A 12,951-nucleotide genomic window follows, 5' to 3' on the forward strand; every position below is an offset into this window, starting at 1 on the left:
GTAATGGCTAAAAATCTTCGATTTTTTCTTATGTTCCCCAAAAATAATAGATGAAATTCAACAAAATCGCCTGTGTCGATAATACTAAAATGAATAATGAAGCCATTGCTGAGCTTCAAAAGTATTCAGAAGAAAAAATTATTAATCCAGATGATTTTCCAGAAAGCGAAGAAGAAATTTTAAACCGAATTGGCGATGCCGAAGTAATTTTTGTATCCTGGAACACCCAGATTACTGAAGAGATTATAAAAAAGTGCCCCAATCTCAAATATATTGGGATGTGCTGTAGTTTGTACGATGATGCTTCGGCCAATGTTGCGGTGAATTATGCCCGTGAAAACGGAATTACAGTTACCGGTATTTTTGATTACGGTGATCCCGGGGTGGCAGAATTTGTGATTTCAAAATTGATTATGCTTATCCAGGGGTATGGCCAGCATCAATGGAAAGCGCTTCCACAGGAACTTACCGATCTTAAAATAGGCATCATAGGCCTTGGGGTTACAGGGCAGCTTTTGGCGGATTGTTTGCAGTCTTTTGGTGCCGATTTGTACTACTATAGTAGGAGTAGAAAACCAAAATACGAGCAAAAAGGAGTACAATTTTTAGAATTAGATGAATTGCTGGAAACTGTATCGGTAATTTCAATCCATCTTCCTAAAAATACAGAGGTGTTTCAGAAAGAACATTTTGAAAAATTTGGAGAAGGAAAGATTTTTATCAACACGTCTTTAGGCGTTCCGTTCGATTTGGAAGCTTTTCGAAATTGGATAAAATCAACCTCCAATTTTGCGATTTTCGATGGTGATGCAGAGAAAGGTATTCCGCAGGATATTCAAAAATTGAAGAATGTGCTTATAGAAAAGAAAAGCGCCGGCTGGACGCAGAAAACACAGGAACGACTTTCAGAAAAAGTATTGCGAAATTTTAAAGAATATCTTCAGGGAAAATAATGTAACTATTGTTACAGGGAGTTTTCTTAATTTCCGGTTTATTTGCACAAAAGAAAAATATGAATTGGATTTTAGAGCCCTGGCCGTGGTATTTTTCCGGGCCATTGATAGCACTCACTATGTTTTTACTCCTATTTATGGGACGTCAATTTGGAATGTCTTCTAACCTGCGAACCATGTGTAGTATGTGTGGAGCCCATAAGAAAGCAGATTTTTTTAATTTCGATTGGAAAGCTCAACAATGGAATTTATTAGTAGTACTGGGTGCCGTTATTGGTGGTTTTATCGCTCATTTTTATTTAAGCGAAGACCCCACAACAGTAGCAATTTCCGCAGAGACTATTCAGGATTTAAACAATCTTGGTTTTGAAAGTGCCGGAAAGGCATTTTTACCCACCGAGTTATTTTCTAATGCTGTTTTTTCTGAACCGCTTACGCTCCTAATACTTTTAATAGGTGGAATTCTAATTGGTTTTGGAGCGCGTTACGCAGGCGGTTGTACCTCGGGACATGCGATATCTGGATTGAGTAACCTGCAATTACCTTCATTAATCGCCGTGATTGGCTTTTTTATTGGTGGTTTGGTGATGATTCACATTTTATACCCCTTAATTTTTTAGAAGATGAGACAGATAGGATTTTTAGTGATAGGAATATTTTTTGGGATCGTAATGTTTAAGTCTGAAGCCGCATCCTGGTTTAGGATTTACGAGATGTTTAAATTTCAGTCGTTCCACATGTACGGTATTATAGGATCGGCTTTGGTTTTAGGAATAATTGGTGTGCAGTTGATTAAGCGAAAAAACATGAAATCTTTCTTTGGGCAACCAATTACTATCGCACCAAAAGATAAAAGTTTTAGCCGTTATATGCTTGGCGGCATCATTTTTGGCCTTGGTTGGGCACTAGCCGGAGCTTGTCCCGGACCTATTTATGTTTTGGTAGGTGCAGGATATTGGCCAATATTGGTAGTTTTTGCCGGAGCCATGCTTGGAACGTTTATATACGGATTACTTCGGAAGAAATTGCCACATTAATAATTATACCAATGTGATTTTTTAGCAGCAGTTAGTTCCCTACAATTAATTGCTGTTTTTCTATAAAATTGAAATTTAAAAAGGTATCTGTATTGGTAGATCCATTGGATATGGACTGGTAAATTTTTTATAAGTAGTTTACTTTTGCTCTTTTTCAGGATAAAAATCGGGTAGGGTGATATGATATTTTACGGCCAATAGTCTTAAGATAATTACGGTAAGTGAAGTGACCACGTAAGTAATATCGGTATTGATGTTTTGATTGTGCATGATAACGAAAATGAGTCCGCCTACCAGGCAGGCAGTTGCGTAGATTTCTTCTTTCCTGAAAATTACCGGGATTTCGTTACATAAAATATCCCTGATTACCCCACCAAAAGCACCGGTCATTCCGCCTAGAGCGATAGAAATTATAGGGTCCAGTTCATTTCTAATTCCAATTTCTACACCGGTAATGGTAAAGACCCCAAGTCCAATGGTATCAAATAAAAACAGGGACTTCTTAAGATGGTTTAAATAATTTCTGAATAAAATAGCCAAAATGGTTACTAGGCTAATCAAATAAATATAAAGCGTATTTTCCATCCAGGTAACCGGGGTGCTGCCAATTAAAACATCACGTAAAGTACCACCGCCAATGGCGGTCACAAATGCAATGATAAAAATACCAAAAAGGTCTAGCCTACGGTTCATCGCAGATAATGCGCCAGAGATAGCAAAAGCTGCTGTACCAAGAATATCGAGTATGTTAAACAGGCTAAATTCCATTATTGGCAAAGGTAAATTTATTGTTTTAAATTTGTAGAAATGCTATAAGTAATTCTTTGTCAGTTACAGGCTAATATGCTGCAACTATTGGCATATAGTAAATCTATATACGATTTACTGTAAGTTTTTAATTGAAGTTACTACTTTTACAATCTAAATTAAAGAATAAGATTTAAAGAATATATGAGCGAGACTATCGAAAAAATTAAGTGTTTGATTATAGGATCTGGTCCTGCAGGTTATACTGCGGCTATTTATGCTTCCAGAGCAGATTTAAAACCTATTATGTATACCGGAATGGAGCCTGGCGGGCAGTTAACTACAACTACTGAAGTTGATAATTTCCCAGGATACCCTGAAGGGATCGATGGCCCGGCGATGATGATGGATCTACAAAAACAAGCGGAACGTTTTGGTACTGAAGTTCGTATGGGAATGGTTACCGAGGTTGAATTTAGCAAAGAAGTTGGTGGCATCCATAGAGTTTGTGTGGATAATGCAAAATGGATTGAAGCCGAAACCGTAATTATTTCTACCGGTGCTACAGCGAAATATTTAGGATTGCCGAGTGAACAAAAATTAAGAGGAGGCGGAGTTTCAGCCTGTGCGGTTTGTGACGGATTTTTCTACAAAAATCAGGATGTAGCGATTGTTGGTGGTGGTGATACTGCTGCTGAAGAAGCTACATATCTGGCGAACATTTGTAACAAAGTGACAATGTTGGTTAGAAAAGATGAAATGAGAGCATCTAAAGCCATGCAGCACCGTGTAAATAACACCAAGAATCTTGAAGTAAGATACAATACTGAGGTTGATGAAGTGATTGGTGATCAGGTAGTAGATGGATTACGTATGGTAAATAACAAAACGGGAGAAAAAGAAGAAATCGCGATTACCGGATTGTTTATTGCTATTGGGCATAAACCAAATACCGATATTTTTAAAGGTCATTTAGATATGGACGAAACAGGTTATTTAATAACTAAAGGTAAATCTACAAAGACCAATATTCCAGGGGTATTTGCTTCAGGAGATGTTCAGGATAAAGAATATCGTCAGGCTATTACTGCTGCGGGAACAGGTTGTATGGCTGCGATGGATGCTGAACGTTATTTAGCGGAGATCGAAACCAGTGAAGAAGAGGAAAAAGAAGTTACTGCCTAAGAAGTGTAGTAGCTTACTCATAACTATCAGAAAGGCCGGATTTTTTATCCGGCCTTTCTAGTTAGTTAATAAGTTTTCGAAGTGAATTTTAAAATTCAGCTTTCTTTAATATGGCCTCACCGGTAAATTTTTCCAATTCTATTTTTGGTGTATTAAAAATGGTGGTTTCGCTACGATCTTCAGCAATGATGCTAAGATTTTCGGTAACAGAAATTTCGTTTTTAGAACGGCCTTCAGCAGTAAGTTTTGCATTGGTTGTAAGTAGGTTTTTACCTTTAAAATTGCTGGAATGCTCTGTTCTTAATTCAAAATCCTCTACGGTTCCTTCAATTTCAGCATCAGCACGTTCATAACTATCAAGCTTAAAAACAGGAGCGTTAACCAGCGCTTTAATTTTAGCACTTCCATTTAGCTGAAAGTACGCATTTTCCGCTTTAAGGTTAAGTTCAATTTTGGCATCTTCGTTATTATGAAGTTTGAAATTGGATACATTGAGTGTCAAAAATAATTTGGACTTCCCAAATGTATCAATCTCAAGATCAGATAAATTAAGACCTTCTGATGCATCTAATTCGGCATTTCCCTCAACCCTTATTTTTGTAATGGTCTCGGGAAATTCAATTTTTATTTCCTGTCTTTTAGAGCGTTTAATCTCTTTAGCAGCTTTGATGAATAAGACTCCGTCTACCACATCGGTACGAATTAGATCGTGTAGATTTTCGTCAGCTTCAACTTCAGCAAAAGCAGAATTTCCCCGGGTTAAGCTTACTTCAAAATCTCCTGTGATATTAATTTCAGTAAAATTATCAAGATTCCTTTTTTTGTTAATTACATTTCGGTTTCCTACTACCTGTGCCTGTGCAACAAAGGCAACGAAAAGTAGTAAAAGACTAATACTTTTTTTCATAATTCTTAATTTGATTCAATTTAGTAATATCAAAAAGAACGCCATAAAATTGAATGTATTGGAATCTAAAATACGAAATAATAAGCTGAAAAAAATAAAACCTCATAAAGAGAGGCCTAGGGTCATCTATATTTTGTTTAAAAACTCACTTTCCTGATAATTACATTCTATTTTATTGGAAATGTCAATGATTTTTTCTTTTTGTCGTGCAATCTCCAATTGTGGAGAAAGCACGAGCATAAGAAAACTGATGATTACATTTAAAAGACTAATCATGATTGGTTGGTTTTGATTGGTGGTTGAGCTTAGTTAATTGTTATTTAAACACCGTTTTTGGTCTTAGAAACCGGCGCATCAAAATCGTCCGATGCGTCAGTTGGTTCATCTGTGCCGATGGTATCCTGCTCAAGTTTTCTTGCCTGATTTCTTAAATACCTTTCTTCTTCTTCTGCAGTTTTAAAAATTCTTTCTTCTGAATCAAAAACATCTTCATCTTCTTCGATCACTTCGACTGGACAGTCCAGACAAACGGCATGGTTTTCTTCGACTTTTAGAAGATAACCTTCTTGTCCATTTTGCAAAATGTCATAAGATGAGTAACTATTTCGATGAAAATAGGATGTATTTTCGTTAGGAATAAAGAAACTTCCTTCGGGTAACCATAGTGTCATATCGATTTCCTGATCTCTGGCTAACAGCTCTTCCCGTATTAGAAAGTAAGAATCTAAATAAAGCGTATTCCCTTCCATTTTGAACTTATAATCTATATTTTCTGCTCTCTTTTTAGCATCTAATACACTTTTTCCTTCTGCAGATTTGATAATTTCTAATCTTGCAACAGAATCTGGAGTGGAACGTATGATTAATCCTATATCTTCATTGTATAATACTTTGTTTTCATTTTCATCATATTTCAATTTCATATTATAATGTCTGGAAACGTATGGCGAATAAATACCGTTATTTCTCATTTCTATATGCAACGTATCCTGTTTTTTAATAGGAATGCTATAGGTTTCCATAATTTCCTCATCGAATGCACGACTGGTCGCTTCTTTTATACCAATTACAGCTAATCCTATAACCGACAGGATCCATAAGCCTAATAAAACCAGTTTAGCTGTTACACCTATCGATTTTAAGTTTTTAACAAGTATTTTTAATCCGAGTATAAAAAGGAAGAATAATGGTACTCCCACGGCAAAAAATGAAAATATAGCTCCAATCCAAACAGAGGTTCCAGAGATATGCATCATTAAATAATCATTCCATGGAGCATCAATAACTCCAAAAGTTCCAAACGTAAAAAGGCTAATAAATAAAGCGATTAAACCAGAACCCGCAGTTAGTAAAATAACGATACCAACAAAGGCCACAATGATTTTTAAAAATATATTGATGATTCGGGCAAATGCTGAAGCTGCAGATCCTGCACCGGCTTTGGCGCGATTACCATATTTTTGATAATCTACATTTTTTACTTTTTCTGAAACATTATCAAATCCTTCCCTTATTTTTTTTTCGATATTCGAGATGGTCACTTCTTCCCCTCGCATGGATAGTTTTTCAGCAGTAGTTTTCGCCTCTGGGGTAAAAATCCAGAAAGCGATATAGATCAACAAAAAGATCCCACTTGAAGCCAGCGTTAATACTACCCATAGTAACCTAACCCATATAGCATCGATTTCTAAATAATGACCTAAACCACTACTTACACCACCAACATAAGAATTTTCGGTATCACGATAAAGACGTTTATTCGATGATTTTTTAGTTTTAGCCGAAGTGGTTTCAGGCTCGTCCTCAAAGATGTCTTCATCTACCATATAATCTTCAGGTTGTCCCATGATGGCGATGACTTCATCCACATCTTTCATGCTAATTACCTGACTTTTATCGGCTCTTTTTTCAGCAAAAAGCTCGGCAATACGTGCCTCGATATCCAAAATAATTTCGTCTCGCCCCTGTTTATCGGTAAAGGACCGTTTTATGGCATCCAGATAATGCTGCAATTTAGTATAGGCATCCTCGTCTATATGAAAGAACATGCCTGCAAGATTTATATTTATAGTCTTATTCATGATTTTTCTTTTTTTGAGTAGTTACAATGTTTACTGCGGTTTGCAGCTCCTCCCAGGTCGAGGAAAGTTCGGTTAAGAACAATCTGCCGGTATCGGTTAATCCATAATATTTTCTTGGTGGGCCGCTGGTAGACTCTTCCCATCGGTAGGAGAGGAGTCCGGCATTTTTAAGTCGGGTTAATAAAGGATATATCGTTCCTTCAACCACCAGTAATTTGGCATCTTTAAGGGTGTCTAAGATTTCAGCTACGTAAGCATCTTCATCTCTTAAAACCGAAAGTATACAATACTCCAGTACACCTTTACGCATTTGTGCTTTGGTGTTTTCTATCTTCATAGCGCTTGGTTTTGAATGTTGTTAAAATGTTCATTTTTTGATTGATGATTATGTTTGATAAATTGGATGACTAATCTAAATAAGCAAGGGCATCTACAATTTTATAATTGGGATTATCTTTTAAAAGATTTTTTAAGATCCCAATATGAGCCTGTCCCATCATTACATAAATTCTCTTGCTTCCTGTTTTTAATTGTGTATTTAAAATGTTTGAATAAATTTTAATATTTCGATCGAAAAAAAGACTAATATATTCGGCACCCGCATATTTCTTTTCTTCGGAATTTAAATCCCTGTAATTAATTCCTTCCTTGTCAAAATCGCCGTTTTGAACATAAGCCGGAAAATTAAAAATGGCTCGATAAGAGAGATCTAGCATTTCTGGCTCATTGATCTTTTTAGTGAAATCGTAAAGGGATAACGAATTTTCCACCACTTGTTTTCCCAGCGGTCTTGCGATTTGTTGCAGTTTTTTTAACTGCTCCTGAAAATATTCAAAATGATCGCCCTCTTTTAATAACCTCTGAGAGGTAGCACTTTTAAAATCAATCCCATAGACATGATCTAAATTCAGTTTATTCGCCAGCCTAAAACCTACCTGATAAGTTTCACTGGCACCGTTTTCAAAATCTTTTAGATCAAGCTGGTTATTTTGATAAAGCTTATAAAGACTATCTGTTGTCTTTTTTTCGTGACGAGTTAATTCAACCATGATAGCATCAGGCTTAAATTGTGCGATTTTAGCAGTTATTTTTTCAAGCTCTTGTTGCTTTTTAGGGGAGAACATGCTTGCAGCCTCTGTACCGTTTTGCATTTGGTTAAGATGAGCAAAACCTACAAGCATAATTTCCACCTTTTCATTTTGTTGCGCAATACCAAATTGGGATTGAAACGCAACTAAAATGGCGATGACAATTTGTGATATTTTGATTGATGGATTCATTGATAATTAGTTTACTTTTTGATATACGTCGTCATTTAGAGTAATAAAAGCCTCTTCGTCTATAGTTTCGTAGAGAATGGGTAACCTGATTTTTTCTTCGTGATCATAATATTCGATAGCGGGAAATTTTTTGGTAACCATGTTGGTGAAAACATATAAATCTGTAGTAGAGGTACTTTCTTTATAGATCCCTAATTTTCCCTGTATAGTTTCATGTTTAGTTTTAAGAATTACCTTATTCTCTTTAAAAGAAATTCTTTTTATATCACTGTTTCCGTCGTATAACTCCCAGTTACCGTCAAGATCATAAATTTTTGTATCGGCGATTTCATTTTTAATTTTTACACAGGAAATGTTGATTAAAAGGATGAATATGAAGCTGATGTTTAGTAGTTTTTTCATGATGAATTTATTGAATTGGCTCGTTTTCAGCGGTCTCTTCCTTAATAAAATTGATGCATAAAGGGAATTTAAATTCCTTTCCTTCACTCGCATTTTTTGCAGCACTGATAACTGCATAGAGCTCAAAAACGATAAGCCCAAGCAGAAATATTGCTCCAGTAAAAAAAATGACTAGAAACTGTAGAAAATTATCTTCGTCGCCAGGATAAATTTTTATGGAATATTGATCGTATTCAAAAAACTCATTAGGAATTCTGGCACCCAAAATAATAGTAGTAGCAATGAGCAAACAGGCAATGATTAGATAATAGAGTAATAAGCTTAGCTGAAAATTGACGGCATTACGGCCGTGATGGTTTACAAATTCTTTTTCCTTACTTACCAACCAGATGATTACCGGGAAGATAAAATTTCCGGCAGGAATAAATAGTTTAGAAAAGACCGAAAGATGGATGATGGTGGCTAAGGTTTGGTCTTGTTGTTTGATTGCTGATGATTCCATTGCTTTTTCTTTTAAGAAACCGGACTTAAAATGATGGTTTTTGATGTTTTTAAGTCCGGATTTAACATCCTGATGAAGGATGATTTTTGATTGATAAAATACTATAATCTTTAACTAATTAAATTTAGAAATTACTATACCAGTTAATTTCTAATGCAAATATATGGTTAAAAGAAGGTATTTTGCAAAACATAGTACTTAAATTTAACATTTAATTAAGATTTAGTGATTCCTACGAGATTTGAAATAAAATAAATACCTTTAAAGGAAATAATTGAAACAATGGGAATAAGTGCAAAGAAGCTCAATCAATTTTTAATGCTCAAATTACCAAGTGCATGGCTATGTGGTGTAAGGGTTAAAGCTATTTCTAAAACAGATTGTAGTGTGGGAGTAAAGCATAAATGGATTAATCAAAATCCATTTAAAAGCATGTATTTTGCGGTGCAGGCTATGGCAGCTGAACTGAGTACCGGAGCTTTGGTGATTTCAAAAATTCAATCACAAAAACAACCAATATCGATGTTAGTGGCTCAAAATAAATCGATTTTCACCAAAAAAGCAACGGGTAAAATCCTGTTTAAATGTGTAGACGGGGCTTTAATTGATAAAGCCATTGCTGCAACTTTAGAAACCGGGGAAGGCCAAACTTTTTGGATGAAATCTATAGGCACGAACGAAGATGGGGTAGAGGTTTCCACATTCGAATTTGAATGGACCGTGAAAGTAAAAACAAAGAAATAAACTTATAAAGCCTGTAACAATTTAAAGATTTCTACTTCTAATACATAAAATCATTAAAACTGAACTTATGAATTCACACGAGATAGATTACGAAATTTTTGGAGAAGAAATGCAGTATGTCGAGTTAGAGCTCGATCCACAGGAAGCTGCTATTGCCGAAGCTGGCAATTTTATGATGATGGATAATGGTATTAAAATGGATACTATTTTTGGTGATGGAAGTAAGCAAAATGAAGGTTTTTTAGGCAAGGTTTTAGGAGCTGGTAAACGTTTACTTACCGGAGAAAGTCTTTTTATGACCATCTTCTCTAATATGGGACAGGGTAAAAAGAAAATTAGTTTTGCTTCACCATATCCAGGAAAAATAATTCCTGTTGATCTTACGCAGTTTGGCGGAAAGTTTATTTGCCAGAAAGATGCATTTTTATGCGCAGCCAAAGGAGTTTCTATAGGAATTGAATTTAGCCGAAAACTGGGACGTGGATTTTTTGGAGGAGAAGGTTTTATAATGCAAAAGTTAGAAGGTGATGGGATGGCTTTTGTACATGCCGGAGGAACCATGGCCAGAAAAGAACTGGCGATGGGAGAAACGTTAAAAGTAGATACCGGCTGTATTATTGGATTCACACAAACTGTTAATTATGATATCGAATTTATTGGCGGAATTCGAAATACCTTTTTTGGTGGGGAAGGACTTTTCTTTGCTACTTTAACCGGGCCGGGCGTGGTTTATGTGCAATCTTTACCATTTAGCCGATTAGCCAACAGGGTATTACAGGCAGCACCGCAAGCGGGAGGAAAAGATAAAGGGGAAGGAAGTATTTTAGGTGGAATAGGGGATATCTTAAGCGGCGATAACCGGTTTTAAAATGTTAAAGATTTGTTTAGATGTGGTTTAAATGTGAAAATTTTCTATATTTAGATGGATTAAATCGCAGCCTATAGAGAAATTTTACATTTTTTAAATTCACCTAACTAATAATTAAATAAGTATCAAATTATGGCGAGAGCGATGTTTGAATACACCAAAACTATCCTAGATAAGGTTAGTTTTGATGCAACATTATTCTGTAAGGAAGTTAAAAAAGCGATCTCTAGATTATTACCTCATGAAATCGAGGAACTTAAGATTTGGGTCGAAGCACTTACCAAACAGAATCCGGAACTAAATCAATGCTTAATTTATTTAAATCCTTAACATGATAAGAAATTTAAAAAGCGGCTATAAGCCGCTTTTTCTTTGAATAAATATCACTATTTAATAGTGTAGTTCTTTTTTATTTTTATGCTGGGTAGGACTTATAATTTCTACATTTTGGAAAGTTATCGCCCCTTTTACTACAGATGCTATTACTTTACGCATGGCATCGATGATCTGCATTTTTAATTCGCTACGATTATAGATTAAACTAACTTCTCTTGCCGGTACAGGATCTTTAAACATTTTTAAATTATTCTTATCCTTTTCTGAAAGATCTAAAGTATGAAGATATGGTAACAACGTCATTCCCAAACCTTCGTTAGAAAGTTTAATGAGGGTTTCAAAACTACCACTTTGTAGTCTAAAATGTTCGTCTTCGCTAGATTTTACCGTTTTACATAGATTGATGATCCCATCTTTAAAACAATGCCCATCCTGTAGTAATAAGATATCATCAATATCCAGATCTTTTACATCTATTTTGTATTCGCTGTGTAAACGATGGCTTGGTGGGATATAACCAACAAAAGGTTCGTAATACAATACGTTTTCTTTTATGCCCTCAATATTTAAAGGTGTTGCAGCGATTGCGGCATCTAGATGCCCTTCTTTTAGTTTTTCAATAATTGCTTCAGTATGTAATTCTTCGATTTGAAGTTTTACTTTTGGGTATTTTTTAATGAAATTATTGATAAACATAGGTAGTAATGTGGGCATTATCGTAGGGATAATACCTAAACGAAAAGCACCACCAATAAAGCCTTTTTGTTGATCTACGATATCCTGAATACGATCGCTTTCATTTACAATATTTCTAGCCTGAGTAACAATTTTCTTTCCGGTTTCAGTAAGCTCAATGGGCTTTTTACTACGATCGAAAATAAGAACGTCTAGCTCTTCCTCAAGCTTTTGTATTTGCATACTTAAAGTAGGTTGCGTAACAAATACTTTTTGTGCAGCTCTTGTAAAGTTTTTATGCTCTGCAACAGCCAAAACATAATGTAATTGGGTTATAGTCATAATCTATGTCGATATTTACTCGCTAATCGAGATTAAATGTTACGATCACGTCCTGATAACTATCGGGATCGGGATTTCTCAAAATAAAAAATGAAATAATTTCATCTTAAAACGAAATACAAATATATTAGTTTTTTCTATTGAAAACGAATAAAAACTAAAGTTTGTCTATACTTTAAACCCGCAATTAGTTTACTAAATGCGGGTTTAAAAGTTGAATTCTTAGTTGTTACAATCGAATAGTAACCAGTTTCTCGCTACCATCAAAACTAAATTTACCATCATTCCATACCGGTGGTCCAAAAGGATTTAATTTATTATTGGAAATCCCATAATCTTCCTGTGGCATACCATTGGTTTCAAAATCCATTTTGTCGTTATCGTTTTTATCATGATAGCAAATTACCGCATATTCTCCCGTTGGGATATCAGTAAAAGTTACTACAGATTTTCCATCTTTTATTTTAGCAGTTTTAGAAAAAACTGGTTTTTTCATAAAGCTATCTTCAGTATAAATTCCGTAAACAATCTTTCCATTATCACTGGTTATATTTTCTAGTGCTATAGAAATTGTTCCGGTAGCATCTTTTGTAGTTTTTTGTGCGTTAGCAACAAATCCTGAAATAAAAAAGGCAAAAATAACAGCTAAAGTTCTCATATTTAATTGGTTTTAGTTATTTGAATACTTTAAAAGTAGGAAAGAACTATAGCTTTAAAGGAAACAGTTTACCGAATTGTAGAATTTTACCGCCGAATTGTTTTAGGATTAGTTTTGAGTTAATAGTTTAAAATAATCTGGATTGTTATTTGGGTGGAGGAACGAATTGGGAAATCTATTTTAATTTTATAAATATTGAATGTCCGCAATAGATGATAATGAGGTATGGTCACC

At 35.0% G+C, this 12,951-nt stretch carries 17 protein-coding genes; 7 read left to right on the forward strand and 10 right to left on the reverse strand.

Annotation, left to right across the window (positions count from 1 at the left end; genetic code table 11):
* Nucleotides 1-50: 50 nt before the first annotated feature.
* From L1967_RS02945 to L1967_RS02955, 3 genes are read left to right on the forward strand one after another with little or no spacing between them, the layout of a single operon-like run.
* Complete coding sequence (locus L1967_RS02945; RefSeq protein ID WP_249600227.1) at nucleotides 51-953, forward strand: D-isomer specific 2-hydroxyacid dehydrogenase family protein; 903 nt, start codon at nucleotides 51-53, stop codon at nucleotides 951-953.
* Nucleotides 954-1,012: 59 nt separating this feature from the next.
* Entirely contained in the window at nucleotides 1,013-1,573 is a 561-nt protein-coding gene (locus L1967_RS02950; protein ID WP_249600228.1) for a YeeE/YedE family protein, read from the forward strand.
* Between the two features lie 3 nt (nucleotides 1,574-1,576).
* Entirely contained in the window at nucleotides 1,577-1,990 is a 414-nt protein-coding gene (locus L1967_RS02955; protein ID WP_249600229.1) for a YeeE/YedE family protein, read from the forward strand.
* 138 nt (nucleotides 1,991-2,128) lie between these two features.
* On the opposite strand, the gene L1967_RS02960 is transcribed toward L1967_RS02955, so the two are convergent.
* Nucleotides 2,129-2,758, reverse strand: a complete 630-nt coding sequence (locus L1967_RS02960; RefSeq protein ID WP_249600230.1) for a trimeric intracellular cation channel family protein — start codon at nucleotides 2,756-2,758, stop codon at nucleotides 2,129-2,131.
* Nucleotides 2,759-2,941: 183 nt separating this feature from the next.
* Here L1967_RS02960 and trxB point away from each other — a divergent pair, with 183 nt between their 5' ends.
* Entirely contained in the window at nucleotides 2,942-3,922 is a 981-nt protein-coding gene (gene trxB, locus L1967_RS02965) for a thioredoxin-disulfide reductase (protein ID WP_249600231.1), read from the forward strand.
* 88 nt (nucleotides 3,923-4,010) lie between these two features.
* Here trxB and L1967_RS02970 read toward each other — a convergent pair whose 3' ends face one another.
* The 7 genes from L1967_RS02970 to L1967_RS03000 all read right to left on the reverse strand — a co-directional run bounded on the left by L1967_RS02970 (nucleotide 4,011) and on the right by L1967_RS03000 (nucleotide 9,094).
* A complete protein-coding gene (locus tag L1967_RS02970; RefSeq protein ID WP_249600232.1) occupies nucleotides 4,011-4,829 on the reverse strand; it encodes a GIN domain-containing protein in 819 nt (272 codons plus the stop codon).
* 126 nt (nucleotides 4,830-4,955) lie between these two features.
* Nucleotides 4,956-5,105: a hypothetical protein gene (locus L1967_RS02975; RefSeq protein WP_249600233.1), complete on the reverse strand. Its 150-nt coding sequence runs from the start codon at nucleotides 5,103-5,105 to the stop codon at nucleotides 4,956-4,958.
* A 44-nt stretch (nucleotides 5,106-5,149) separates the two neighbouring features.
* Nucleotides 5,150-6,910, reverse strand: coding sequence for a PspC domain-containing protein (locus tag L1967_RS02980; RefSeq protein WP_249600234.1), 1,761 nt, complete (start codon nucleotides 6,908-6,910; stop codon nucleotides 5,150-5,152).
* Nucleotides 6,903-7,247, reverse strand: a complete 345-nt coding sequence (locus L1967_RS02985) for a PadR family transcriptional regulator (protein ID WP_249600235.1) — start codon at nucleotides 7,245-7,247, stop codon at nucleotides 6,903-6,905. Before L1967_RS02985 ends, L1967_RS02980 begins: the two co-directional genes overlap by 8 nt.
* A gap of 70 nt (nucleotides 7,248-7,317) precedes the next feature.
* Nucleotides 7,318-8,190, reverse strand: a complete 873-nt coding sequence (locus L1967_RS02990) for a DUF5694 domain-containing protein (protein ID WP_249600236.1) — start codon at nucleotides 8,188-8,190, stop codon at nucleotides 7,318-7,320.
* Nucleotides 8,191-8,196: 6 nt separating this feature from the next.
* Nucleotides 8,197-8,592, reverse strand: a complete 396-nt coding sequence (locus L1967_RS02995; RefSeq protein ID WP_249600237.1) for a hypothetical protein — start codon at nucleotides 8,590-8,592, stop codon at nucleotides 8,197-8,199.
* A gap of 7 nt (nucleotides 8,593-8,599) precedes the next feature.
* Nucleotides 8,600-9,094, reverse strand: coding sequence for a DUF4870 domain-containing protein (locus L1967_RS03000; RefSeq protein WP_249600238.1), 495 nt, complete (start codon nucleotides 9,092-9,094; stop codon nucleotides 8,600-8,602).
* A gap of 282 nt (nucleotides 9,095-9,376) precedes the next feature.
* Here L1967_RS03000 and L1967_RS03005 point away from each other — a divergent pair, with 282 nt between their 5' ends.
* From L1967_RS03005 to L1967_RS03015, 3 genes are all read left to right on the forward strand, one after another.
* Entirely contained in the window at nucleotides 9,377-9,838 is a 462-nt protein-coding gene (locus L1967_RS03005) for a DUF4442 domain-containing protein (protein WP_249600239.1), read from the forward strand.
* A gap of 67 nt (nucleotides 9,839-9,905) precedes the next feature.
* On the forward strand, nucleotides 9,906-10,706 hold the full coding sequence (locus L1967_RS03010) for a TIGR00266 family protein (RefSeq protein ID WP_249600240.1): 801 nt from the start codon (nucleotides 9,906-9,908) through the stop codon (nucleotides 10,704-10,706).
* 132 nt (nucleotides 10,707-10,838) lie between these two features.
* Complete coding sequence (locus tag L1967_RS03015) at nucleotides 10,839-11,036, forward strand: hypothetical protein (protein WP_249600241.1); 198 nt, start codon at nucleotides 10,839-10,841, stop codon at nucleotides 11,034-11,036.
* 60 nt (nucleotides 11,037-11,096) lie between these two features.
* Here L1967_RS03015 and L1967_RS03020 read toward each other — a convergent pair whose 3' ends face one another.
* A complete protein-coding gene (locus L1967_RS03020; RefSeq protein ID WP_249600242.1) occupies nucleotides 11,097-12,059 on the reverse strand; it encodes a LysR substrate-binding domain-containing protein in 963 nt (320 codons plus the stop codon).
* Nucleotides 12,060-12,288: 229 nt separating this feature from the next.
* Entirely contained in the window at nucleotides 12,289-12,717 is a 429-nt protein-coding gene (locus tag L1967_RS03025; RefSeq protein ID WP_249600243.1) for a DUF2141 domain-containing protein, read from the reverse strand.
* Nucleotides 12,718-12,951 lie beyond the last annotated feature (234 nt).

Origin of the sequence: Zunongwangia pacifica (assembly GCF_023499215.1) — a bacterium.
GTDB classification, from domain to species: Bacteria; Bacteroidota; Bacteroidia; order Flavobacteriales; family Flavobacteriaceae; genus Zunongwangia; species Zunongwangia pacifica.

What these genes read in the sequence shown, in the direction of transcription:
- L1967_RS02945 (WP_249600227.1), top strand. Translation starts at nt 51, where the DNA reads ATGAAATTCAACAAAATCGCCTGTGTCGATAATACTAAAATGAATAAT.
- L1967_RS02950 (WP_249600228.1), top strand. Translation starts at nt 1,013, where the DNA reads ATGAATTGGATTTTAGAGCCCTGGCCGTGGTATTTTTCCGGGCCATTG.
- L1967_RS02955 (WP_249600229.1), top strand. Translation starts at nt 1,577, where the DNA reads ATGAGACAGATAGGATTTTTAGTGATAGGAATATTTTTTGGGATCGTA.
- L1967_RS02960 (WP_249600230.1), bottom strand. Translation starts at nt 2,758, where the DNA reads ATGGAATTTAGCCTGTTTAACATACTCGATATTCTTGGTACAGCAGCT.
- trxB (WP_249600231.1), top strand. Translation starts at nt 2,942, where the DNA reads ATGAGCGAGACTATCGAAAAAATTAAGTGTTTGATTATAGGATCTGGT.
- L1967_RS02970 (WP_249600232.1), bottom strand. Translation starts at nt 4,829, where the DNA reads ATGAAAAAAAGTATTAGTCTTTTACTACTTTTCGTTGCCTTTGTTGCA.
- L1967_RS02975 (WP_249600233.1), bottom strand. Translation starts at nt 5,105, where the DNA reads ATGATTAGTCTTTTAAATGTAATCATCAGTTTTCTTATGCTCGTGCTT.
- L1967_RS02980 (WP_249600234.1), bottom strand. Translation starts at nt 6,910, where the DNA reads ATGAATAAGACTATAAATATAAATCTTGCAGGCATGTTCTTTCATATA.
- L1967_RS02985 (WP_249600235.1), bottom strand. Translation starts at nt 7,247, where the DNA reads ATGAAGATAGAAAACACCAAAGCACAAATGCGTAAAGGTGTACTGGAG.
- L1967_RS02990 (WP_249600236.1), bottom strand. Translation starts at nt 8,190, where the DNA reads ATGAATCCATCAATCAAAATATCACAAATTGTCATCGCCATTTTAGTT.
- L1967_RS02995 (WP_249600237.1), bottom strand. Translation starts at nt 8,592, where the DNA reads ATGAAAAAACTACTAAACATCAGCTTCATATTCATCCTTTTAATCAAC.
- L1967_RS03000 (WP_249600238.1), bottom strand. Translation starts at nt 9,094, where the DNA reads ATGGAATCATCAGCAATCAAACAACAAGACCAAACCTTAGCCACCATC.
- L1967_RS03005 (WP_249600239.1), top strand. Translation starts at nt 9,377, where the DNA reads ATGGGAATAAGTGCAAAGAAGCTCAATCAATTTTTAATGCTCAAATTA.
- L1967_RS03010 (WP_249600240.1), top strand. Translation starts at nt 9,906, where the DNA reads ATGAATTCACACGAGATAGATTACGAAATTTTTGGAGAAGAAATGCAG.
- L1967_RS03015 (WP_249600241.1), top strand. Translation starts at nt 10,839, where the DNA reads ATGGCGAGAGCGATGTTTGAATACACCAAAACTATCCTAGATAAGGTT.
- L1967_RS03020 (WP_249600242.1), bottom strand. Translation starts at nt 12,059, where the DNA reads ATGACTATAACCCAATTACATTATGTTTTGGCTGTTGCAGAGCATAAA.
- L1967_RS03025 (WP_249600243.1), bottom strand. Translation starts at nt 12,717, where the DNA reads ATGAGAACTTTAGCTGTTATTTTTGCCTTTTTTATTTCAGGATTTGTT.